Annotated in this window: 18 protein-coding genes; 2 read left to right on the forward strand and 16 right to left on the reverse strand. The window is 74.3% G+C overall.

All coding sequences use genetic code 11. The annotated features are described in order from the left end of the window. Positions 1-52: 52 nt before the first annotated feature. From BMY61_RS30015 to BMY61_RS30050, 8 genes are read right to left on the reverse strand one after another with little or no spacing between them, the layout of a single operon-like run. Entirely contained in the window at positions 53-3,064 is a 3,012-nt protein-coding gene (locus tag BMY61_RS30015; RefSeq protein ID WP_042446183.1) for a type I polyketide synthase, read from the reverse strand. Beyond that, positions 3,058-6,465, reverse strand: coding sequence for a non-ribosomal peptide synthetase (locus BMY61_RS30020; RefSeq protein WP_042446185.1), 3,408 nt, complete (start codon positions 6,463-6,465; stop codon positions 3,058-3,060). Before BMY61_RS30020 ends, BMY61_RS30015 begins: the two co-directional genes overlap by 7 nt. Further along, positions 6,465-7,796: an MFS transporter gene (locus BMY61_RS30025; protein WP_143094585.1), complete on the reverse strand. Its 1,332-nt coding sequence runs from the start codon at positions 7,794-7,796 to the stop codon at positions 6,465-6,467. Before BMY61_RS30025 ends, BMY61_RS30020 begins: the two co-directional genes overlap by 1 nt. Positions 7,797-7,800: 4 nt before the next feature. Then, a complete protein-coding gene (locus tag BMY61_RS30030; protein ID WP_042446187.1) occupies positions 7,801-9,123 on the reverse strand; it encodes a condensation domain-containing protein in 1,323 nt (440 codons plus the stop codon). Between the two features lie 9 nt (positions 9,124-9,132). Then, entirely contained in the window at positions 9,133-9,828 is a 696-nt protein-coding gene (locus BMY61_RS30035; protein WP_042446189.1) for an alpha/beta fold hydrolase, read from the reverse strand. A 51-nt stretch (positions 9,829-9,879) separates the two neighbouring features. Then, positions 9,880-11,697: an asparagine synthase (glutamine-hydrolyzing) gene (gene asnB, locus BMY61_RS30040; protein WP_042446191.1), complete on the reverse strand. Its 1,818-nt coding sequence runs from the start codon at positions 11,695-11,697 to the stop codon at positions 9,880-9,882. Then, positions 11,697-13,142 (reverse strand): phenylacetate--CoA ligase family protein, encoded by a 1,446-nt coding sequence (locus BMY61_RS30045; protein WP_042446193.1) that lies wholly within the window; start codon positions 13,140-13,142, stop codon positions 11,697-11,699. Before BMY61_RS30045 ends, asnB begins: the two co-directional genes overlap by 1 nt. Next, entirely contained in the window at positions 13,126-14,796 is a 1,671-nt protein-coding gene (locus BMY61_RS30050) for an HAL/PAL/TAL family ammonia-lyase (RefSeq protein ID WP_042446195.1), read from the reverse strand. Before BMY61_RS30050 ends, BMY61_RS30045 begins: the two co-directional genes overlap by 17 nt. A 165-nt stretch (positions 14,797-14,961) precedes the next feature. Here BMY61_RS30050 and BMY61_RS30055 point away from each other — a divergent pair, with 165 nt between their 5' ends. Further along, the gene (locus tag BMY61_RS30055; protein ID WP_042446197.1) at positions 14,962-15,219 is read left to right on the forward strand and encodes a phosphopantetheine-binding protein; all 258 of its coding nucleotides are present in this window, start codon (positions 14,962-14,964) and stop codon (positions 15,217-15,219) included. A gap of 6 nt (positions 15,220-15,225) precedes the next feature. After that, entirely contained in the window at positions 15,226-16,023 is a 798-nt protein-coding gene (locus tag BMY61_RS30060) for an alpha/beta fold hydrolase (protein WP_042446199.1), read from the forward strand. Between the two features lie 7 nt (positions 16,024-16,030). On the opposite strand, the gene BMY61_RS30065 is transcribed toward BMY61_RS30060, so the two are convergent. The 8 genes from BMY61_RS30065 to BMY61_RS30100 are packed head-to-tail and all read right to left on the reverse strand — an operon-like array spanning position 16,031 to position 23,491. Then, positions 16,031-16,798: a thioesterase II family protein gene (locus BMY61_RS30065; RefSeq protein WP_063773227.1), complete on the reverse strand. Its 768-nt coding sequence runs from the start codon at positions 16,796-16,798 to the stop codon at positions 16,031-16,033. 1 nt (position 16,799) lies between these two features. After that, complete coding sequence (locus tag BMY61_RS30070; RefSeq protein ID WP_042446201.1) at positions 16,800-17,396, reverse strand: NADPH-dependent FMN reductase; 597 nt, start codon at positions 17,394-17,396, stop codon at positions 16,800-16,802. Between the two features lie 34 nt (positions 17,397-17,430). Then, the gene (locus BMY61_RS30075) at positions 17,431-18,588 is read right to left on the reverse strand and encodes an acyl-CoA dehydrogenase family protein (RefSeq protein WP_236655968.1); all 1,158 of its coding nucleotides are present in this window, start codon (positions 18,586-18,588) and stop codon (positions 17,431-17,433) included. A gap of 26 nt (positions 18,589-18,614) precedes the next feature. Beyond that, positions 18,615-19,373 (reverse strand): 3-oxoacyl-ACP reductase FabG, encoded by a 759-nt coding sequence (gene fabG / locus BMY61_RS30080; protein WP_042446207.1) that lies wholly within the window; start codon positions 19,371-19,373, stop codon positions 18,615-18,617. Further along, positions 19,370-19,627, reverse strand: coding sequence for an acyl carrier protein (locus BMY61_RS30085; protein WP_042446209.1), 258 nt, complete (start codon positions 19,625-19,627; stop codon positions 19,370-19,372). The genes fabG and BMY61_RS30085 overlap by 4 nt, the downstream gene beginning before the upstream one ends. 38 nt (positions 19,628-19,665) lie before the next feature. Next, positions 19,666-20,568 carry a beta-ketoacyl synthase N-terminal-like domain-containing protein gene (locus tag BMY61_RS30090; RefSeq protein WP_075004117.1) on the reverse strand — a complete coding sequence of 301 codons (903 nt, stop codon included), beginning with the start codon at positions 20,566-20,568 and terminating at the stop codon, positions 19,666-19,668. Next, positions 20,565-21,698, reverse strand: a complete 1,134-nt coding sequence (locus tag BMY61_RS30095) for a beta-ketoacyl-[acyl-carrier-protein] synthase family protein (RefSeq protein WP_042446215.1) — start codon at positions 21,696-21,698, stop codon at positions 20,565-20,567. Before BMY61_RS30095 ends, BMY61_RS30090 begins: the two co-directional genes overlap by 4 nt. Further along, positions 21,695-23,491: an AMP-binding protein gene (locus tag BMY61_RS30100; RefSeq protein ID WP_075004118.1), complete on the reverse strand. Its 1,797-nt coding sequence runs from the start codon at positions 23,489-23,491 to the stop codon at positions 21,695-21,697. The genes BMY61_RS30095 and BMY61_RS30100 overlap by 4 nt, the downstream gene beginning before the upstream one ends. Between the last annotated feature and the right edge of the window lie 47 nt (positions 23,492-23,538).

The following is a 23,538-nucleotide window of genomic DNA, read 5'->3' on the forward strand; positions in this document are numbered from 1 at the left end:
GTCGACCCTCTCCGTCGTGCTCGGTGGTGCTTCGGTGGTGCTTCGGTGGTTCTCAGCGGGTGGTGGCGGCCAGCAGCCGTTCCACGTGGGCGATCTGGGCCCCGAACGTCGGGTTCTCCAGGACGTCCTGCAGGCTGAGCTCCACCCCGTGCTCGCGCCGGACCAGGCCGATCAGCCGGACGGACAGCAGCGAGTCGCCGCCCAGGTCGAAGAAGTCCGTCTCCGCGGCGGCCGGGGCCGTGCCGAGGAGCCGCTGCCAGGCCGCCTCCAGGGAGGTCCGCACGGTCGGCGGCCCCTCGTTCCCGGCCGGGGCCGCCACCGGGTCCGCCGCCGGGTCCGTCATCGGGTCCGTCACGGACCCCGCCGCCGGTTCTGCTGCCGCCACCGCTCGCGGCGGCGCGGCGGGCTCGAGCCAGAACCTGCGGCGCTGGAACGGGTAGGCCGGCAGCGGGACGCGGCGGCCGCCGTCCGGCGCGAAGGACCGCCAGTCGACCTCCGCCCCGGCGGTCCAGGCCGTTCCGACCGCCGCCAGCAGAGTCTCGTGGGCGGCCCGGCGCTCGCCCGCGCGCGGCATGGTGGCCACGCAGCAGGGGTCGGTGTCGCCGTCCTGGGAGCGGGCCAGGCTGGTCAGCGCCTGGCCGGGGCCGACCTCCAGCAGTACCGGGGCGGTACCGCCGAGCATCCGGCCCAGTCCGGCCGCGAAGCGGACCGGCTGCCGCAGGTGGGCGGTCCAGTAGTCGGCGGAGTACTCCTTGACGACGTCGCCGGTCAGGTTGGACAGGACCCGGGTGCGCGGCCGACGGTACGTCACCTGTGCCGCGATCCGTCGGAACTCGTCGAGCACCGGGTCCATCATCGCGCTGTGGAACGCGTGCGAGACGTGCAGCGGACGGGCGTCGATCCCGCGCTCGCCCAACTCCCGCGCGAACGCGGCAACCGCCCCCTCCGGCCCCGACACGACGACCGCCTGCGGGCCGTTGACGGCCGCCACGGACAGTTCGGCGGGCAGCAGCGCGGCCACCGTCTCCTCCGCGGCCAGCACCGCGAGCATGGCACCCCCCGGCAGCGCGGCCATGAGCCGGGCGCGGGCGGTGACCAGGCGCAGGGCGTCCGGCAGGGCGACGGCCTGCGCCAGTGCGGCGGCGGCGTACTCGCCCACGCTGTGGCCCAGCATCATCCGTGGCCGCAGCCCCCAGGCCGCCAGCTGGCGGCCGAGGGCGTACTCCGTGACGAACAGCGCGGGTTGGGCCAGCCCGGTGTCGCGCAGCAGCGCGGCGGCGGCCTCGTCGCCCGCTCCGGCCCCGGCACCGGAGCCGAGCAGCAGTGGGCGCAGGTCCGGTCCCGACTGGGAGTCGAGCAGGTCGCAGCAGTCGTCGAAAGCCTGCCGGAAGGCGGGGAGCGCCCGGTGGAGCCCGGCCGCCATGCCCGGGTACTGCGCGCCCTGGCCGGGGAAGAGGTAGCCGAGGCCGACGCCGCGGGCCGCCTTCCGCAGCACGGCGTTCTCGAGCCGGTCGCCGAGCTCGGCCGCGCCCGTGCCGGCGACCGCGACCCGCCACGGCAGGACCGCCCGGCCGACCCGGAGGGTGTGCGCGACGTCCGTGAGCTCCGCGTCGTCGGTGGTGGCGCGGACCCGGTCCGCAAGCGACCGGGTGGCGGAGCGCAGCGCCTGCTCCGAGTGGGCGGACACGACCACCACCCGGGATCCGGCGCCGTCCTCCGACGCCGCGTCGGGCTCGGGGCGGGGTGCCTGCTCGACGACGACGTGGACGTTCGTGCCGCCCAGGCCGAACGCGCTCACCGCGGCGCGGCGCGGCCCCGCGGTGACGGGCCACGGCCGCGCCTCGGTGTTCACGAAGAAGGGGGAGTTCTCCCAGTCGATCTGCGGGTTGGGCTGCTCGCAGTTGATGCTCGGCGGCACGACACCCTCGCGCACCGCGAGCACCGTCTTGATCAGCCCGGTCACGCCCGCGGCCGCGTCCAGGTGGCCGACGTTCGCCTTGACGCTGCCCAGGGCGCAGTAGCCGGTGGCGTCCGTGGACTCGCGGTAGGCCTCGGTCAGCGCGGAGACCTCGATGCCGTCGCCCAGTTCGGTGCCGGTGCCGTGCGCCTCGACGTACCCGATGCCGGCCGCGTCCACTCCGGCGGCGCGCAGCGCCGCCGTCACGACCTCGGTCTGCCCGGCGGCGCTCGGCGCGGTGTAGCCGATCTTGCGGGAGCCGTCGTTGTTGAGTGCGGACCCGCGGATCACCGCGTGCACCCGGTCCCCGTCGGCGAGGGCCTCGTCGAGCCGCTTGAGGACGACCAGGCCGACACCGCTGCCGACGACGGTGCCGTGCGCCTCGCGGTCGAACGGGCGGCAGTGCCCGTCCGGCGACAGGATGCCGTGCGGGCTGTACAGGTACCCGGCCTCCTGCGGCAGTTGCACCGAGGCGCCGCCGGCGAGCGCCAGGTCGCACTCGCCGCGCAGCAGGCTCTGACAGGCCAGGTGGACCGCGACCAGGGAGGTCGAGCAGGCCGTCTGGACCGTCAGGGCGGGGCCGCGCAGGCCCAGCTTGTAGGCGATGCGCGTGGCGGCGTGGTCCTTCTCGTTGCCGAGCGCCACCTGCAGGATCTCGGCCGGGTCGGGGCCGCCCGGCCGGGCCAGGACGTGACGCAGCAGGTATCCGTTGGCACCGGTCCCGGCGAACACGCCGGCGCGCCCGTCGTAGCCGCCGTGGCCGGCGTCGTCGAGGGCCTCCCAGGCGCACTCCAGCAGCAGGCGCTGCTGGGGGTCGGTCAGTTCGGCCTCGCGCGCGGAGTAGCCGAACAGCTCGGCGTCGAAGAGGTCGGCCCCGTCGAGGATGCCGCGGACCGGCACGTAGTCGGGGTCGGCCCGGTCCTCGTCCGGGACGCCCGCGGCGGCGAGCTGCTCGCCCGTCAGGCGGGTCAGCGACTCCCGGCCGGCGAGCAGGCCGGCCCACAGGTCGGCGACACCGGGTGCGCCGGGGAACCGTCCCGCCATACCGACCACCGCGACGGGCTGCTCCCACTGATCGGAGCCGACCCGCTGAGCAGAGGTCACCATGCCTGGTCCTTCATCTTCTTGTGGAGGAACACCGCCAGCTCGGCGATGGTGGGACAGCGGAACAGCTCGACCAGCTTGATCGGGCAGCCGGGGTAGGCGGCCACCAGCCCGTCGCGGACCGACGGGATGCGCAGCGAGTCGCCGCCGACGTCCGCGAAGCGGTCGTGGTAACCGAAGTCGTCGGTGCCGAGGACCTTCTCCCAGATCTCCGCGACGGTGTCCTCGATCTCCTCGAGCGGCGGCACGCCCCGCTCCGCGGCTTCCGAAGCCCGGCCCGCATCGCCGTCGTCGGCGGCTGCGTCGGCGGCGTCGGCGCCGAGGGCCAGCACGGTCAGGGCCGCGACGTCGACCTTGCCGTTCGCCGTCATCGGCAGCGCGGAGCAGAGGGCCCACAGCGCCGGAACGGCGTGTCCGGGGAGCCGTTCCGCGGCCAGCGCGCGCAGTCGGGCGAGGTCGGGGCTGCCGTCACGGACCACCACGCCGGCGACCAGCCGCGTCTCGCCCTGGTCGTCGGCGGCCGCGACGACGGTCGCGTCGGCCACCCCGGGCAGGCCGCCCAGGACCGCGCCGACACCCTCGAGTTCGATCCGGAAGCCGCGGATCTTGACCTGCCGGTCCCGGCGGCCCAGGATCCGCAGGTTCCCGTCCGCGTCCCAGCGGACCAGGTCTCCGGTGCGGTAGTGGCGCCCGCCCTCGGCGTCCTGCCGGAAGGCCCGGTCCGTCGCCTCGGGGTCGTTCAGGTAGTCGAGCGCGAGGCCGGCCCCGGACGCGCACAGCTCACCGACCGCCCCGTACGGCACCGGCAGCCCGTTCTCGTCCCGGACGGTGACCCCGGTGCCCGTGATCGGGCGCCCGATCGGCACGGTCGCGCCGACCTCGGCGGCGTCGTCGAGGTGGTGGACGGTCGTGAAGGTGGTGTTCTCCGTGGGCCCGTACCCGTTGGTGACCCGCAGGCCGGGGCAGTGCTCCAGGACCCGGCGCACCTGGGCGGCCGGGACGGTGTCCCCGCCGGTGAGCAGCTGGTCCACCCGGCCGAAGGCGTGCGGCGCGTGGTCGGCCACCAGCCGGAACAGGCCGGCGGTGAGCCACAGGCCGGTGACCTGGTGCGCGGAGAGGAACTGCGCGAGCGAACTCGGGGTCGGTACCTGGTCCGGGTGGACGACGACGGTGCCGCCCGCCGCCAGCGGGGCGAACAGCTCCAGCGTCGACGCGTCGAAGGAGAGCGGCGCGAACCGCAGGAAGCGCCAAGCGGCGGACCCGCGCACCACGCCCTCGTCCGCGACCAGGCGGCACACCGCCCGGTGCGGCACCCGGACGGCCTTGGGCCGCCCGGTCGAGCCGGAGGTGAAGGCGATGTAGGCGACCCGCTCCGGGTCGGGCGCGGCGGCCGGGGTCGGGGTGACCGGCTCGGCCCGCCCCCACGGGTCGAGCGGCTCCAGCACGTTCACCCGCAGGCCCGCCTGCCGCAGCTCGTCCGCCCGACCGCTGTCGGCCAGGACCGACGACGGCTCGGCCTGCTCGAAGACGTGGCGCAGGAAGGTGGCGGGCAGTCCGGGCTCCAGGCCGATGTAGGCGGCACCGGCGCGCAGCACCGCGAGGACGGCGACGACCTCACGGGCGGAGCGCGGCACCGCGACGACGACCCGGTCCCCGGGCTCCACCCCGGCGGCCCGCAACGCGGCAGCCTGCGCCTCCACGCGCCGCACCAGCTCCGCGTAGGTCAGCGGCGCGGCTCCGGGTTCGAGCACGGCCGGCTCGTCGGGGCGGCCGAGGGCGACCGACTCGACCAGCTGCCACACGTCCGTGGGCTCGCAGACGTCCGCGGGCCCGTCGGCCTCCACGGGTTCCGGGTCCGGGGTCCGCCGCTCCAGCAACTCGCGCAGCGGACGGTCCCGGTTCGCCTCGTCGAGCAGTGCGGCCAGCACGGCGCGGAAGTCGGCGACGAGCGCGGCCGCCTCCCAGGGCGCCAGCGCGGACGTGGCGTACTCGACGCACAGGCGCGGCCGGTCCCCCCAACGCTGCACGTAAAGCAGCGCGTCGAAGACGGCGCCGCCGCAGTGACCCTCGTGGATCTCCACCTCGAGCCCGGGGACGTCGACGCGGCCGGGCACCATCTCGTCATGGGCCGCGAAGGCCACCTGGACCAGGGCGTTCTGTGCGGTGTCGGTGACCACGCCGAGGCCGCTGCTGAGCCGCTCGAACGGCACCTGCCGCGCGCCGAGCGCCGAGCGGACGGCGTCGCCGACGCCCGCGACGTGCTCCCGCACGGTCGCCTCGGTGCCGATCGCGCAGCGCACCGGCAGCAGGGTGGTGACCAGCCCGACCGTGTCCTGCTCGCGTGCGCCGGTCCGGCCCGCCCAGGACAGGCCCAGCAGCAGGTCGTCGACGCCGGCGCGGCGGGCGCAGGCGAGGGACCACGCCGCGAGCAGGACGGCGTTGCGGGTGACGCCACTGTCGGTCGCCAGGCCAAGGCAGCGGTCCCGGGTGGGCGCGTCGAGCTCGACGGGCAGCCGCGTGCCGCGGTGGTCGAAGTACTCCTCGCGGGCCAGGTCGCTCGGGAACCGGACGATCCGCGGGGCGTCCGCCAGCTCGGCGATCCGCCGGGCGGCCGCCTCCTCGACCGCGTCGGGCGCGGCGGGCACCAGGGACGGCGCGTCGCCCTGCGGGCCCTCGCCCCGGTAGTGGTCGAAGAGTTCACGCCAGATCACGCCGATGCTCCAGCCGTCCGCGACGACGTGGTGGACCAGCAGGCTGAGGACGTGGCGGTCAGCGGCGGCGCGGGTCAGCACGAAGACGACGGGCGGCCGTTCGAAGGGCGCCAGCAGCCGCACGGAGGAGGGGCGCAGCGCGGCGTGGAGCAGGTCCGCACCGGCGGCGCCGTCGGGCAGCTCGAGCTCCTGCCGCAGCAGCCGGGCCCGCCAGCCGGGCACGACGCGTGCGCGCAGGCCCTCCGGGCGGCGGTGGAAGACGGTCCGCAGGGCGTCGTGCCGGTCCGTCACGGCCTGCACCGCCGCGGTGAGCCGGTCGACGTCCAGGGCGCCTCGCAGGTCCGCGCTGAACAGCAGGTGCCAGGCCGTCTCCGCGCCCGCCTCCTCGCTGAGCAGCATGGACGCCTCGGCCGGCGTGGCCGCGCGCTCCGTCGGGCGGTGCGCCTCGGGCTCCTGCCGCGGGGCGGGCGCGCAGGGGCGGCCCTGGGCCAGCACCGCGGCCAGCGGTTCGGGCCCCAGCAGTCGCACCAGGTCCAGGGCGGTGCCCGCCCGTTCGGCGCGGGCCACCAGGTCGACGGCGCGCAGGGAGGTGCCGCCGAGGGCGACGAAAGAGGCTCCGGCCGCCTCGGCCTCCAGCGCGTCCGCCGTGCGGCCGAGCACCCGTGCCGCCAGCGTCGTCACATCCGCGTCCATCAGTCCCGACCTTCCTCCGCCGTGCCGACGAGGCACGCTGATCCCGACTCCTGCTGCTGCGGCGCCGGCTCCTCCCCGGCCGCCGGCCGCGACCCGCGGGTCCGCTCGGCCCAGCCGACCACGGGTGCGTTCACCACCAGGCCGGCCAGGAACAACCCCGCCAGCGCCAGCCATCCGCCGAGCAGGAACCGGGTGGTCACGAACGTGACCAGGACCGGCGCGGCGGCCGTCGGCAGGGAGCCGCTGAGCACGAACATGCCGCTGTAGGCGCCCTGCCGCTCCGGGTCCGCGAACCCGTACCGGAACGCCCAGTTGGCGCTCTCGCCCCACAGCTCGCCGAGGGTCAGCAGGGCGACGCACAGCAGCAGCGCGCCGACCGCGACGGGCGTCGCGGAGCCCCGCGTCGCCGCGGCCGCCACACAGGCGAGGGCCAGCACCGCGAAGGCGCCGCGCTGCATCCGGGCCGCGCCCGCGGTCGTCTCGCTCCCCTTGGCGACCCGCACCTGCAGCAGGATGACCAGGGCGGTGTTGCCCAGGATCATCCACGCGGCGAGCGGCCTGGGGATGCTCGTCTCGGTGACGATCCACAGCGGCAGGCCGACGGTGAGGACGGTGTTCCCGATCAGGGTCGTGCTGCTGACGAACGACACGGCCATGTAGGGGAGGTCGTACCGGAACCGCTCGCGGGGCCCGCCCGGTGTCCGGGCGGCGGTCGTGGGCGCGATGCGCGGCAGACGCAGGATCGACAGCGCCACCAGGAAGGTGGTCACCGCCATGCCGAGGACCAGGGACGAGTACGCGGCCCGGGTGCCGACGCCGATGGCGGTACCGGCCAGCAGCACCCCCAGCGAGAAGCCGATGTTGGTCAGCACCCGGGTGATCGCCGACAGGCGCACCCGGTCCTCCTTCGGCAGGATCGAGCCGGTCACGGCTCCCCGGGCCACGTTGAGGCCCGTCTCGGTGCAGCCGAGGCCGACGATCACCGGCAGGAACGCCACGAAGGAGCGCACCGAGGACGCCGTGGCCAGCAGGGCGATCTGCAGCGCGCAGAACCCGAGGAAGACCTCGCGCGGTCCGAGGCGGTCGGCCAGCCGGCCGACCCGGACGCTGAGCAGCAGCCCGGCCAGCCCGCCCAGCGAGAAGCCGAGGCCGACCTGGGCCGCCGACAGGCCGGCCACCTTCACGAAGAACAGGGCGCTGCCGGAGGTGTAGAGGCCGTAGCCGGTGCTGCCGATGAGGGTGTTCGTCTGCAGCACCCGGATCGGCCCGGGCGGCGGGACCGCCCGCGCGATCCGGTCGCGCAGCGGCCGCAGCGTCATGGTGCCTGACACGTCGTCACCGCTCCCAGGTGTCGAGCTCGCGCGCCCACGTCCCGAGGGTGCGCTCGACGGCCGCCCACAGTGCCTCGACGGCGGGCGCCGGATACCAGTCGACCCGGTGGTGGGCGACGACGGAGATGCCGGACGGGGTCTCGATCGGCAGCACGGCGAGGGCCGCGTCCAGGGTGAGTCCGGGGGCCGCCACCGGCTCGACGGCGCAGTCCGTGAAGCCGAGGTCGTCGAAGAGCCGGTTGAGGCTCAACGGCTGCGGGTTGAACGAGAAGTAGGGCCCGCTGCTGGGCGCGCCGAACGCGTCCGGCTCCATCCGCTCGATGATGCTGCCCCACGGGACCGCGGAGCTGACGTCGAGGGCGCGGATCGCCGCCCGGTTGAAGTGCGGCAGGAACGTCCCGGCGCTGCCGGACGCCGACCGCTCGGTGGCGATGACCACCCGGCCGGACAGGAAGCCCACCGTCCTGCGCACGTCGTAGGCCTCACGGTTGGCGGTGACCAGCGTGGTGCCGACGGCCTCCTGGTCGCCGAGCTCGTACAGCGCCCGGTGCACCGCCGCGTGGATCCAGCTCCACTTGCTCATCCGGGTCCTGCGGGCCCCGTCGGTCACCGCGGCGACCAGCTCGGCGGGCATCGCGGTGCGGAACACGCCCGGGTTCGCGTAGCCGGCCGTGGGAGCCCCGGTGAACCCGTCGAAGCGCAGCCCGGGGATCGGGCCCACCTGCCCCAACTGCTCCGCCAGGCGCGTCAGCAGCGCCCGGCCGGCGTCGGACGCCAGGTGGGCGTTCTGCTCCCGCACGTGCTGCGGGAAGGCGAGCGAGTCGTCGGCCGGCAGCTCGACCGACTCGCCGAGTTCCTGGCGGTAACAGGCGGTGAGGTCCTCCATGAGGACGTTGACCGACCACAGGTCGCTGACGAGATGGTCCGTGACGAGTCCGAAGAGGAGGCCGTCGCCGGTCTCGGCCAGGAGCAGTCGGGCCAACGGGCCGTGCTCCAGGTCGAAGGGGGCGTCGGTCGCCTCGTGGAGCAGCCGCACCGGGTCCGCCGCAGCGGGCAGCACGGTCACCGGGGTCGGCTCGGCCGGGCGGTCCAGCCGCCACCGGCCGGTGCCCGGTTCGAACCCGCACCGCAGCACGTGGTGGCGGAGCTGGAGCCGCTGCCAGGCCCGCTCCAGCGCGGCGACGTCCAGCGGTCCGCGCACCCGCAGCAGCGCCGCCGGGTGGCTGGGCCGGTTGACCCCGGCCGCCACGTCACCGGCGATCTGGCCCAGCCGGTGACGCTGCGCCCAGGACGGCTCCTGGGCCTGGTACATCTCGTCGGTTCCCATCAGCGCCTCTCAGTACCAGCCCTGGAGCGCCGTCTTGAAGCCGTCGAAGTCCTCGTTGTGGACGACGTGGCCGGTGTCGGGCACGGTGCGCACCTCGAACCCGAGGGCACGCAGTTCCTCGGCCCGCTGCGGCGGGATGTTGTGGCTCGGGTCGGCGAGGACCAGCAGCGACGGCTCGGCCGGCTTGTCCGGGGTGAGGCCGGCGAACCCGTCGAACGACTCCAGGGTGGTGTCGTCCCAGTGGGCGAGCGAGGTGAGCTTGTTCTGCTGGGCCTGCGCCTCCCAGCGGGGCAGCACCTGCTGGATCCGCTCCAGGTCCCAGTCCTTCTGCGAGCGCAGGGCCGCGGCCATGGCGCCGCCGTCCGGAGGCGCCGCCGCCCAGGCCGGGTCGACGTAGACGGCCTTCCCGGGCTGCAGCCGGTCCACGACCTGGGCCAGCAGCAGCGCACCGAGGGAGTGGCCGACGGCCAGCGCGGGGCGCGCGGGAACCGCCTCGGCCACCGCGTCCGCCATGGCCTGCAGGGTGTAGGAGTCCCACCGCTCGCTCAGTCCGTGACCGGGCAGGTCGGGGGCCAGCACCCGGTAGCCCTGGCTCGCGAGCTCCGGACCGGTACGCCACCAACTGGACGAGTCGGCCGTGATCCCGTGCACCAGGACCGCCACGCGATCCCCACTGCCCCACTCCTCCACGTGCAACCGCGACACCGCAGCGTTCTCCTTTGCTTCTCTTACGAATGATTGACGGTTCGTCACTTGCTACAGCACGACCGAGACGCCGTACTCGCGCAGCCACTGGTCGAGCTGGATGACCCGGGGCAGCCACGGCGGCGGGGTGAACTTGCCGTTGAACCAGGCGTCGCTGTCCACCATCGCGCGGACCGCGGCCTCGTTGACGAGGCCGCGCACCGGGGAGGACGGCTCGTCGATGATCTGCCGCACCGACTGCCGCACCGCCTCCAGGTATTGCGGGCTCTGCCCGAACGGGAAGCCGCTCTTGGGCCGGTTGACCACCTGCTCGGGGAGCAGGTCGGCCACGGCGGCGCGCAGCAGGCCCTTCTCCTGTCCGCCGGCGCGCTTGTACTCCCAGGGGACGTTCCACAGGTACTCGACCAGGCGGTGGTCGCAGAACGGCACCCGGACCTCGAGCCCGTTGGCGCGGCTCATCCGGTCCTTGCGGTCGAGCAGGAACGGCAGGAACCGGGTGAGCTGGAGGTGGAACACCTCGCGCAGCCGCCGGTCCGGGCCGGTCTCGCCGTCCAGGTGCGGCACCTCCGCCAGGGCGTCCGCGTAGGCGTCCGCGACGTACCCCTCCAGGTCCAGCACCGCCCGCAGTTCGGGCGAGAGCTGGGCGTTGCGGTCGGTCACCCCGGCCGACCAGGGGAAGTTGGCCGTGGCCTGCCCGGCCTCGCCCAGGAACCAGGGGTAGCCGCCGAAGATGTCGTCGGCGCCCTCCCCCGACAGCGCCACCTCGGCCTGCTTGCGGACCTCACGGAACAGCAGCAGCAGGGAGGCGTCGAGGTCGCCCACGCCCGGCATGTCCCTGGCACGGAGAGTGTTGCCCAACTCGTCGGTGAGGGCCGGCGCCTGGACGACGACCTCGCTGTGCCGGGTCCCCACGTGGTCGACGACGGCGCGCACGAACGGCGCGTCCCGGCTGACGTGCAGCGCGTCCGCCTTGAAGTCGCGCTCGCCGTCGGCGAAGTCGAGGGAGTACGTGGCGAGCTTGCCGCCGTCCGGGGTGAGCGCCTCGGCGGCCAGGCCGACGATCGCGCTGGAGTCGATACCGCCCGACAGCAGCGCCACGAGCGGCACCTCCGACTGCGACTGCTCACCCACCGCCTGCCCGAGCAGGCGGCGCACCTCGGCCACCGTGGTGGGCAGGTCGTCGGTGTGCGGGGCGGTCCGCAGGCTCCAGTACCGGTGCTCGCGGGCGCCCCCCTGGCCGACGCGGACGAGGTGGCCGGGGCGCACCTCGCGCAGGTTGCGGTAGACGCCGACGCCCGGGGGCTTGATCGCCACGGTGAACAGGGCGGCCAGGCCCTCGGCGTCCACCTCGGCGGGAAAGCGCGGGTGGGCGAGGACCGCGCGGGGCGCGGTGCCGAAGAGCACGCCCTCGCCGCAGCGGGCCCAGTACAGCGGCTTGATGCCGAGCCGGTCGCGGACCAGCAGCAGCCGCTCGTCGCGGCCGTCCCAGACGGCCAGGGCGTACATGCCGACCAGTCGGTCGAACGCCGCCTCGTCCCACTCCAGGAAGGCCCAGCGCACCAGCTCGCGGTCGGACCCGCCGCGCGGCCGGCAGCCGCGGCGCTCGAGCTCCGCCCGCAGCTCGGCCCGGTTGTACAGCTCGCCGTCGAAGGCGACGACGACCTGCTCGGCGGCGTCCGCCGTCCCGCGGCCCGCGCCGTCCTCGCCGCCCTCGCCGCGCCCGCACCAGGCCAGCGCGGCGTGCGCGGCGAGCCGGCTCCTGGTGGAGTCAGCGGCGCCACAGCCCAGCGTGGCCGCCATGGCGGCCACGGTCCGGCCCTCGTCGGCCAAGGACCGGCTCCAGTCGGCCCAGCCGGTGATCCCGCACATCAGCAGGCCCCTTCGGAGTCCAGCTGGCGCAGCGACTCGGCGACCAGGGTGTTGATCGGCTCCGGCAGGCGGGCCCAGTTGGCCTCGTCGTTGAGGTCCAGCACCCGGGAGAGCTTCCAGCCCAGGTACTGGCCCAGGGAGGCGAGCGGCGGCAGGGTCTCCACGGCGCGCACCGTCACCGTCATGGACTCGAAGAGCGGCGTGAACCGCTCGGCGGCGTCCCGGCACCAGGCCTCGTCGGGCTCGCCGTCGGTCGTCACCAGCAGCACGATCGAGCGGTCCCGCACCACGAGCATGTAGTTGAAGACCGTGTAGCGCGGCAGCGGCGCCGACCACAGCGCGGCCTCCAGGTCGTTCTGCCGGATGCCGTTGCCGGAGAGCGTCACCACGTCCTGCCCCCGGCCGAGGGTCCGCAGGACCGGCGTGCGCGCCCCGCAGGGGCAGTCGGTGCCGACGATCTCGACCTGGTCGCCCGTCCGGTAGCGCAGCAGCGGCCGGGCGGGGAGGTCGAGGGTGGTGACCACCAGCTCGCCGCGGTCCGGCGAGCCGTCGATCGGCCTGGTGCCGCTCTCGTCGGTGAGCTCCAGGAGGTAACTGTGCGTCTGCAGGTGCAGGTTGCGCTCCGCGCAGGTCACCGCGGTGGTCCCGGTCTCCGACGAGCCGTACGAGGAGACGTAGGCGGTCGCGCCGGTCTGCCGCTCCAGGTGCCGGACGAAGGCCGGGCCGGTCTGCTCGGCCATCAGGAAGAGCCGGTCGAAGCGCGGCGCGGGCAGACCGTTGCGGTGGGCGTACTGCAGCAGCTCCAGCAGCCGGGAGGGCGGGCCGACGAACACGTTGGCGTGCAGCTCGTCGATCAGCCGCAGCACCCGGTGGTAGTTGCCGGTGATGTTGTCCACCCAGGGGCGGAAGGACATCACCCCGAGGTACTCCAGGACCTTCTCGAACTGGTAGGCCGCCGGCGCGAAGGGGGCGTTGATGAGGATCAGCGCCACGTCGTCGGGCTGCAGGATCTGCGCCCACAGCGCGCCGATGTTGATGGTGTTGACCACCAGGTCGTCGATCGCCTTGGGCGCCGCGACGGGGTTGCCGGTGGTCCCGGAGGACTCGTAGTAGTGCAGGAACTCCGCGAGCGGGCGGGTGAACGCGGAGCCGCCGGAGGCCGCCAGGGCGCCCTTGGCCAGCAACGGCAGCCCGGGGAAGACCTCGTGCAGCACCACGTCGGGGTCGACACCGCCTGGCCCCGCCAGGACGTCGCGCAACTTCTCGTCGTAGGAGTCCTGGTAGAGCGGGCAGTCGACGGCCGCCCGCAGGGTGGCGACCAGCTTGGCGGCATGCACGGCGGACAGGTCGGCCGTACCGCGGTGGTTCTCCTCGACCAGGGTCGCGTGCTCGTCGGCGAGTCGGCCAACCTCCGCCCTGGTGGCGGCGTCACGCAGAAGCAACATCGTCAAGCCTCCGTCCAGCCACGAAGTCGGCGTCGGCCAGACCGGCGGCGCGCCGCAGCGCACCGCTCTCGATCAGGCCGATCACCGCCTTCACGTCACAGTCGAGTCGGCGGTCGCGGTCCACGAACGGGGAGTGTTCGCGGATCAGCGCGTGCACCGAGCGGATCGCGGGCGACGCCAGGTCGATCCCGCGCAGGTCGATCGCCTGGGCCAGGGCGAGCAGATGGATCGCGGCCACCTCGCGCACCAGACCGCTCACGGTCCGGGCGTCGCGGGCCGCGATCGTGCCCATGCTGACCTTGTCCTGGTTGTGCGCCTCGGTGGAGCGGGAGAAGACCGAGGCCGGGTTGGACTGCTTGAGCGCCTCGGCGGTGATCGCCGAGGCGGCGATCTGCATCCCCTTGAAGCCGTGGTGCAGCCCGGCCTGGGGGTCGTCCGGGTCCCGGGCGACGATCAGGTTGGGGGACAGCCCGTTGTTGAACTTCTCGTCGACCACCAGCGCCAGCTGACGGTCCAGCAGGTCCGCCAGGCCCGCGACGGTGACCTTCAGGGCGTCCATCGCGTGGCCGACGTGGCCCGCGTAGAAGTTCCCGCCGAGGTGCAGACCGCCCTCCTCGGCGTCGAACAGGGGGTTGTCGCTGGAGGAGTTGATCTCGGTGCCGAGCCAGCGCTCGACCCACTCCAGCGTGTCGTGGACGATGCCGATGATCTGCGGGGCGCAGCGCACCGAGTACTTCTCCTGGACCGGCTCCCGCAGCTGCACGAACCCGCGCCCGGACAGACGCTCCCGGCGCAGCAGGATGTCCTCGAAGGACGTCGCCAGCTTGGAGCCGTCCAGCAGGGTGCGGACGGTCCGCGCGCTCTCCACCTGGCCCGGGTGCGGCTTGTTGTCGTGCACGAACGCGTGCATCGCCGAGGCGTTGCCGCGCAGGGCCTCCAGCGTCATGGCCGTGGCCAGCTCCGCGACGAACGCCAACTCCTGGGCGTCCCAAGCCGCCAGCGCGCCGTAGGCGGCAGTGAAGCTGGTGCCGTTGATCAGCGCGATGCCCTCCTTGGGCTCGAGCCGGACCGGCTCCAGACCCTCCTCCGCGAGAGCGTCCAGGGCCGGCCGCACCGTGCCGCGGTGGCTCACCTCGCCCTCGCCGATCAGCGCCGCCGCGAGGTAGCACAGCGGGACCAGGTCGCCGCTCGCCCCGAGCGAACCGCGCTCGGGGATCAGCGGGAGCACGTCCCGGCCCAGGTGCGCCAGCAGCGTCTCCACGACCTCGGGACGGATCGCGGACGGCCCACGGGACAGGGCGTTGGCGCGGATCAGCATGGTCGCCCGGGCGACCTCGCGGACCGCCGCCGGGCCGGTCCCGTTGAGGTGGTAGAGCACCAGGTTGCGCTGGAGCTCGGCCGCCTTGTCCGGGGAGATCTGCCGGCTGCAGCTGTCGCCGAAGCCGGTGGTGACCCCGTAGATCGGGATCTCCTGCTCCAGCAGCGTGTGCTTGAGGGCCACGGAAGCCCGCATCCTGACGCGGGACTCCTCGCTGAGGCGCACCGGGTTGGCTGCGGCGTCTCCGCGCGCGCTCCAGGCGACCTCGCGCGAGGACAGCGACCGTCCGTCGAGCGTGATGCCCTGCGGCGGGAGGGAATTGGCTGGGCCCGTCACCTGGTGACCTTTCCGGCGGGGTTGGGGACTGTCCCTCAGCCTTCTCCACCGGGACGTCACGTGCTTCGGCCCTACGGCCGGTCTGCAACCCGTCCTTGGGACGGGCACGTCGGACCGGGGGCGACGCATACGATCCGACTCGCGCACCCGAAAGGACTGAGGACCATGACCGCTGCCGTGCAACCGATCGACGAGGCGCTGGAGACCCTGCGCCGGATCTGGGAGGAGGTCCTGGACGTGCCGGTGACCTCGCCCGAGGAGAACTTCTTCGAACTCGGCGGCGACTCCATGCTCGCGCTCATCGTCGCCAGCCGGGCGGGCAAGGCGGGCCTGGCGATGCCGCCGTCCGGCGTGCTGCGGCAGCCGACCCTGCGCGGACTGGCCGAGGCGGTCCTGGACCCTGCCCTCTTCGAGAACTGGTAGCCGCCGGTGCCGACCGCCTCCGCACGGCTCCACCACGTCCTGGCCGGCCCGGCGGACGCTCCGCTGCTGGTCCTGGGACCGTCCCTGGGTACCTCGACCAAGGTCTGGGAGCCGCATCTGCAGGCCCTCGGTCTCGGTTTCCGGACCCTCTGCTTCGATCTGCCCGGGCACGGACGGTCCCCGTCCGAGGTCGTACCGCACCCGGAGCCCGGCCGCACCACCATGGTCGACCTGGCGCGCCTGGTCCTCGATCTGGTGGACCTGCACGGGCACGACCGATTCCACTACGCCGGCATCTCGATCGGCGGGGCGATCGGCGGCCTGCTGGCCGCGCGCCATCCCGAGCGGGTCGCCTCCCTCGCGATGGTCGCCGGCGCCGCGCGGTTCGGCGACCCGGACCGCTGGACGCAGCGGGCCGCCCAGGTGCGTCGTGAGGGCACCGGCTGGCTGCTGGAGGCGGCTCCGGGCCGCTGGTTCGGCGACCCCGACACGGCCACCACGCCGCGCGGGGCCGCCCTGCTCGGCGATCTGGTCGCCGCGGCGCCCGAGGGCTACGCCGCCTGCTGCGACGCCATCGCGGGGTACGACCTGCGCCCGGAGCTGGGGCGGATCGCCGCCCCGACGCTCGTCGTCGCCGGCTCGCGGGACACGGCCACGCCGCCGGGCGCCGCCGAGGAGCTTCTCGCCGGCATCCCCGGCGCCGTCCCCGCCGTCGTCGACGCGGGCCACATCGCCGCGACCGACGAGGCCCCCGCCCTCACGGCCCGGCTGCTCGACCACCTGAGCGCCGCGGCTGCGGTCTGACGCTCCGTCACTGCCGTTCGGCGGCCTCGGCCCGCACGGTCCGGCTCGCCACGGCGGCCGTGATGTACCGGGCGAGGTCGTCGCGGTGGGACCGCAGGTAGAAGTGGTCCCCCTGGTAGCGGTGCACCCCGAGGAACTCCTCGGTGTGCTCGGCCCACTCGGCCAGACCGGCGGCGTCGACGACCACGTCGTCGACGCCGCCGAAGGCGGTCAGCGGGACCGGCAGCCGCACGAACGGCTCCCGCGGGCGCCAGGAGTCGACGAGACGGAAGTCGTTGCGGAAGAGCGGCCCGAAGAACCGCCACAGACCCTCGTCCTCCAACAGCCGCTCCGCGTTGCCCCCGATCCTGCGCAGCAGCTCCTTGAGCTCCGGGTCCGGGAGCAGGTCCCGGCGGACGGCGGGCCCCTGCGGGGCCCGCGGCGCGCCGAAGGCGGACACCCCGAGCCAGCACGGCAGCGCCTCGCCCCGGTCCAGCAGGACCCGGGTCAGCTCGTAGGCGAGCAGGGCGCCCATGCTGTGGCCGTAGAAGGCGAACGGCCGGTCGCTCAGCGGAGCCACGGCGCCCCGGAACAGCTCCACCAGCTCCGCGCAGTCCGACACCGGCGGCTTCGCGGCCGACTCGGCGCGGCCGGGCGCCGCGAGCAGGCAGAGCTCCCAGTCCGGCGGGAAGGCGGCGGCCCACCCCCGGTAGAGCAGGTGGGAGCCGCCGGCGTGATGGAACAGGAAGAGGCGGACGGCCGGGTCCGGGACCGGCCGCGGACGGACCACCAGCACGTCAGCCCGCCAACCGGAAGACCGGCTCGGCCGCCCGCGAGCGCAGCCGGGCGAACTCCACCACCTGCCCCGCCATCAGGGCCAACTGGGCCCGCAGGTGCGGGTCCGTGCAGTGGCCGTCCTGGTCGAACCCGGCGACGGCGGTGTTGACCGCCACGCCGAGCGGGGTGGGCCAGCCGCGCAGGGCGTGCACCACGTCGCGCAGCGCCGCGAGCGTGGACGACGCGCCCTGCCGGCCCTGGGCGACGCTCACGCAGCCGACGGCCCGGTCGGTGAGGTAGGGCCGCGCGTCGTCGCGCAGTTCCTCGAGATGGTCCAGCGCGTTCTTCACCAGCCCGGAGACGCTGCCGTGGTAGGCGGGGCCGGCCAGCACGATCCCGTCCGCCGAGGCGACCTCGGCGACCAGGCGCCTGGCCTTCGGCGAGCGCCGTGCCTCGCGGGGATCGTAGAGCGGCAGGACCAGCTGGTCCCCGGAGACCACGGTGACCTGCGCGCCGAGCCGGCCCGCCTCGGCCAGCACCGCGCGAAGCGCCCGCTCCGCCGTCCCGTCCGGGCGGGCGGACCCGCCGATCCCGACCAGCTTCACGGTCTGCTGCATCTGTCTCACTCGATTCCTGACCGGCGGGGCCGGCCTACTCCGGCAGGCCCAGGGCGAACGGGTTCTGCGGCTTGCCGCCCAGCAGGACGGCCCCCGCCGACTGCAGGATCTGGTCCTGGACGGTGGCGTGCTGGCACATCGTGGTGACGTCGCGCAGCCAGCGGTCCAGCGGCGACGGACGGTAGACGGCCGTCGTCGTCATCAGGTCGAACAGCGAGGACAGCAGGGAGCGCACCGTGCGGAAGGCGTTGACCCGGGCCAGCGCCACGGCGACCTGGGCGTCGGCCGTCAGCTCCGCACCCCCCTGCAGCAGCTCCCACTGGTCGCGCAGGCTGCCGTAGACCGCCTGCCGGGCCACGGTCAGGTCCATCTCGGCCTGAGCGAGGGCCATCTGCACGCGGTAGCTCTCCGACCACGGCGTCTGGGTGAGCCGGTCCACCCGGGACGCGGCCAGTTCGCGCACGTGGTCCAGGGCGGCCCGACCCACCCCGAGCGCCACGCCCGGCATGGTGCGCAGGATCGCGTCCGGAGTGGTCCAGGGGCCGGGGTTGGCCGGATTGGCGAAGCTGAAGGTGTGCTCCTCCGGCACGAACAGGCCGGCGGTGCGGTAGTCGCAGCTGCCACTCCCGGCGAGACCGGAGGTGAACCAGTTGTCCACGATCTCGAAGTCCGCGGGCCGGGCCAGGATCATGCGCCAGTGGGCACGCCCGCCACGGGGGTTGGGATTGGCCTCCGGCTTGCCGTCCTGGAAGACCAGGCAGCCGGCCACCACCCAGTCGCAGTGGGTGATGCCGCTGCCGAACTGCCACTCGCCGGTGACGTTGAAGCCGCCCGGCACCCGCTCGGCCCGGCCGCGCGGCGGGATGGCGCCGGCGGTGATCACGTCCAGATCCGGGAAGAGCTCCCGGCCCACCGACTCGTCCAGGCAGCGGGCGTACAGGCCGGTGTCCATGCCCACCATGGCGCACCAGGCCGCGGAGGCGTCGCCGGTGGCCAGCGCCTCGATCACCTCGGTCTGCTGCATCGGCGTCATGGCCGGGCCGCCCCAGGCCTCGGGAAAGCCCATCCGGAACACGCCGGTGGCCCGCAGCGCCTCGACGACGTCGGCGGGGAGCCGTCGGGACTCCTCGATCTCGTCGGACCGCTTGGCCAGTTCCGGGGCCAGGGCCCGGGCCCGGTCGAGGATCTCCATGGCTGCTCGCTCTCTCATTCGCACCGTCAGATCACCAGACCGCCGTCGATGCCGATGACCTGGCCGTTGATGTAACCCGCCCGGTCCGAGGCCAGGAACGCCACCAGGTCCGCGACCTCCTCCGCGGCGCCGAAACGGCGCAGCGGGATCTGGCCCAGGTACTTCTCCCGGGTCCGCTCCCCCACCCCGGCCGTCATGTCGGTGGTGACGAAGCCCGGCGCCACGACGTTGGCCCGGACGCCGAACCGGCCGTACTCCTTGGCCACCGAGCGGGTGAAGCCGATGATGCCCGCCTTGGAGGCCGCGTAGTTCGTCTGGGAGGCGCTGCCGTACACGCCGGCGACGGAGGACAGCGCCACCAGGCAGCCGGTCCGCCGCTTGATGAACGACTGCAGCACGGCCCGGCTGATGTGGAAGGTCCCGTCCAGGTTGGTGGCCATGACGTCGCGCCACATGGCGTCGTCCATCTGGACCAGCGGCTTGTCGCGGGTGATACCCGCGGCCGTGACCGCCACGTCGACCGGGCCGAGCTCCTGCTCGGCGGCGGTGACGAAGTCCTGGCACGCGGCCGGGTCGGAGACGTCGACCTTTCGGGCGAGGACCCGGGCGCCGGCCCGGGTCGCCTCCTCCGCGGCCTCGGCGGCGGCCTCGGCACGGGAGTGGTAGCAGAACGCGATGTCGTGCCCGTCCTGGGCCAGGCGGACCACCACCGCCCGGCCGATGCCCCGGGAGCCACCGCTGACCAGGGCGACCCGGCGGGGCTCGGAGGTGTGCGCCCCGGTCACGCCGCGGACCGTTCCTCGATCTTGGCCGCGACCAGGTCGTGCAGCTGGACCAGCGTCCGCGCCTGCGCGAAGTCGGTGTCGCGGATGGTGATGGCGTAGCGGGACTCCAGGTTGGAGGCGATCTCCAGCGACATCAGGGAGTCCATCTCCAGCTCCTCGGTGAAGTGGGACTCGTCACCGATCTCGGCGAGCGGGAGCTCCAACGTCTGCGCCAGCATCGCGCGCAGGTCCTCGATGTCCAGGTTCTCAGCCATGGTGGTGCCTCTCTGTGGGGTGGGTGGGGTGTGCGGGATCAGTGGCCGCAGGCCGTGAGGACCAGCGCGGCGGCCGCGTCGTCCTCGGGGGCGCCGCCGGTGGTCGCCAGGACGGGGCCTCGCCCGCCGCCGGACAGGTGCGCGGCTGCCGCTGCCACCTGCAGCACGCCGAGCGCGCCGGAGCAGGGGCCGAGCCGCGCCTCGAGGTCGGCCCCGGTGAGCCGCAGGCCGATCGCCTCGGCACCGCCGGTCGCGGCCGCCACGGCGCCCGCGAGGTCCGCGGTCCGGGCGTACCGGCCGATCGTCGCGCGGCCGTCCGCCGCGCGGGCGGCCGCGGTCCGGGCGGGCTCCAGCACCAGGGCGGCGGCCACGTCCGTGCTCGGCCGGCCCAGCATCCGGGTGACGGCCTCGTTGGCCGGCTCCACACCGACCACGACCGCCGCGCCGGCGCGTCCGGCCGCGATCAGGTTCCGCGCCCAGTACAGCGCGTCCAGGCCGCTGGTGGCGCCGTTGCACACGGTCAGGTTGGGGCCGCGCAGGCCGTAGCGGATGGCCACCCAGCCGGCGACCACGTTGCTGGAGGTGCCGGGCAGGCCCAGCGGGCTGAGGCCGACGACGGTCTGCTCGGCGATCGTGTCGACGGCCTGGCACAGACCTTCCAGCGTCCCCAGGTTGGAGCTGACCACCACGGCGGTGGTGTCGCGGTCGCCGGTGTAGCCGTCCGCGTCGACCAGGCCGGCGTCGCGCAGCGCGGTGTGGGCGCAGTGCAGGGCCAGTCGCGAGGCGCGGTCCTTGTTGCGCATCTCGCGTCCGGTCAGGCCCGTCGCGGGATCGAAGCCGTCCGTGCCGGACGGCGCGCCGAGCAGGTCGGCGGCCCCGCCCAGTCCCGGGACGGCGAGCCCCACGCCGGTGATGACGATGTCGTCGGATGTCGCGGTCATCGGGTCGCCTCCAGGATCGCCACGGCGTTGATGCCGCCGAAGCCGAACGCGTCGATCTGCGCGGTCCTCGGCTCGGCCGCGACCGTCTCGTGCCGCACCAGGCGCAGACCGGCCGCCTGCTTGATCGGATCGGTCAGCCCCAGCACCGGTGGCACGCGCCGCTGTTCGAACGCGATGACGGCCATGACCAGACTCAGCAGGCCCGAACCGCCGAGCGTGTGCCCGGTCATGGACTTGATCGCGGTCATCAGCGGACCGGCTCCGGCGTCGGCGAAGACCTCCGCCAGCACGCCCGCCTCGGTCTCGTCGTTGCGCGGGGTCCCGCTGCCGTGCAGCATGACCAGGTCGATGTCCTCGGCCCGGACCCCGGCGCGCCGGTGGGCGTCGCGGACCGCGCGGGTGATGCCGTCGTGGTCGGGTGCGGTGGCATGGTGGGCGTCGCAGTTCATCCCCACCCCGCGCAGCCGGGCCCGGGCCCGCCCCGCCGTGCCGGCGCGCTGCAGGACGACGGCGACCGCTCCCTCGCCCATCAGCATGCCCAGATGCGACTCGTCGAAGGGCCGCAGCGCCCGCGGGGTCTCCGCCTGCACCTTGTCGAGGGTTCCGAAGGCGCTCTCGGTCATCGAGTCGGCGCCGGCCACCACGACGGTGTCGGCCATGTCCGTCTCGATCAGGTCCGCGGCCATGCCCAGCGCGTAGAGGCTCGCCGAGCAGGCGTTGGCGAAGGTGTAGGTGTTCCGCGCACCGAAGGCCCGCCGCAGCGGGGTGCCGAAGTGCAGGTCGGCCGGCCCGATCCCGGCGCCGTCGCGCCACCAGAGTTCGGCGCTGCGCTGCTCCCGCATGGTCGTGCCGACCAGCACCGGCACGTCGGTCAGGTCGTCGCCGAGCCCGGCGTCGGCCAGGGCGTCGGCCACCACGGAGGTCAACCAGCGGGAGGCCCGCAGCGGTTCGTCCCGGCCGGGCTCGGCCCGGTCGTCGATCTCGTAGGCGTACTGCGCGCGGTACTTGGCGGCGTCGAAGGCACGCAGCGGGGTTCTGGTCTCCTGTCCCGCGCAGAGCGACTCGAAGACCGCCTCGGGGGTGGCGCCCAGGTTGGCCACCGCGCCCATCCCGGTGATGTCCCAGCTCATGCCTGGACCGCCTGGGTGCGGAGCCGGTAGGTGGCCAGCTTGCCGGTGGAGGTGGTGGGCAAGCGGTCGAGGAATTCGACCCGGGCCGGCCTCTTGAAGGAGGCGAGCGCCCCGCGCATCGCCGCGAGCACGGCCCGCCGGACCTGGCCGGGGTCGGCCTCCTCGGCCGCCACCAGATACAGCACCGCTTCCTCCAGGCCGTTCCCGTCGTGGGCGGCGACGACGGCGCACTCGCGCACGCCCGCCACCGCCCGCACCACGGACTCGATCTCGCTCGGGGCGACCTTGTAGCCGCCGAGGTTCAGCAGGTCGTCGGCGCGGCACAGGTACTCGAACGAGCCGTGCTCGGTGCGCCGGACGATGTCGCCGGTGTAGAGGCCCCCGTCGGCGAAGGCCTTGCGGGCCGCGTCGGCGCGGCCGATGTAGCCGAGCGCCACGGTGGGGCCGGCGATGTGGAGCCGTCCCTCGGCGCCCGCGGGGAGGAGCTGACCCTCCTGGCCGCGCACGGTCGCGGTGACGCCGGGGACCGCCGTGCCGATGCCGGTCACCGTCGGGTCGTCCGACGGCGTCGCGACCACGATGTAGAGCGCCTCGGTGGCGCCCAGGCCGTTGACCAGCTCGGCGCCGAACTCGCCCCGGATCCGTCGGGCCAGCGCCGGCGGGCAGTTCTCACCGGCCGACAGGCACAGCCGCAGCTTCCGCAGCGCCGGGATCTCGCTCGCCTTCCCGCCGTCCAGCAGCGCGGCGTACATCCGCGGGACGGAGCAGAGCACCGTCGGCCGGTGGCGCTCCACGGCCGCGCTCACCGCATGCAGGTCGGCGACGCCACGGATGAGGACCACCGTGGCCCCGGCCGCGAGCGGCAGCAGCACCGAACTGCCGAAGCCGTAGCCGAACGACATGCGGGCGCTGGACAGCACCACGTCGTCCTGACGCAGGCCCAGGAGCGAGCCGAAGCCGTCGACCACGGCCTCGAGCGCCCCGGCGCGGTGACGAACTCCCTTGGGCACACCGGTGGTTCCCGAGGTGTACTGCACCAGTGCCTCGTCGTCGGCAGCCCGCCCGGCGGGCTCTGACGCCTCGTCCGGCCGGGAGGCCGGGGTCGGCGTGCCCGTGCGCAGCGCCTCGCGGACGTCGTCCCCGGTCAGCTGCGGGACGGCGGCGAACATCGTGGCGAGCGCCTGCTGTCGCTTCGGGGCGGCGTCCAGGTGGAGCAGGGCGGGCCCGAAGTCGTCGCAGATGTGCCGCAGTTCGGCGTCGCTGAGCATCGGGCTGACGATCGCCGGGACGCAGCCGTGCCACCAGAGCCCGAGTGCCGCGACCACGGTCGCCAACGAGTCCTCGGCGATGACCAGGCCGCGCGAGCCGGGCGTGACGCCGGCCGCCCGCAGCGCGCCGGCGTAGCCGCGTGCCGCGCCGTGGAGCCGCCGGTAGTCGACCTCGCCGAGGTCGGGGTCGACCACGGCGGTGCACCCGCCACGGCCCGCCGCCAACTGACGGCCGACCAGGCGATCCACCAGGTCGGTCGCCGTCGCGGTGGCCGCCAGGGCCGCCACCGCGTCCGCGGCACAGCGGATCGCCGCCGCCTGTTCGGCGGACAGTTTGACGCCGAACTCGGCCTCGACGCGGGTGGTGATCTCGACCTTCTCCAGCGAGTCGACACCGAGGTCCTCGTAGAAGAGGTCCGTTTCGGAGACTTCCGTGACATCGACGTCCAGAACCTCGGCCACTATTGCACGGATTCTTCCGGATGCCGTTCCAGGAAAATCAGACACGGGACTCCCAGTATTCATCCCAGGACGCCGTCGGCGCCCGAACGGATCTTGGCCCGGACGGTGTC

Origin of the sequence: Streptacidiphilus jiangxiensis, from assembly GCF_900109465.1 — a bacterium.
GTDB classification, from domain to species: domain Bacteria; phylum Actinomycetota; class Actinomycetes; order Streptomycetales; family Streptomycetaceae; genus Streptacidiphilus; species Streptacidiphilus jiangxiensis.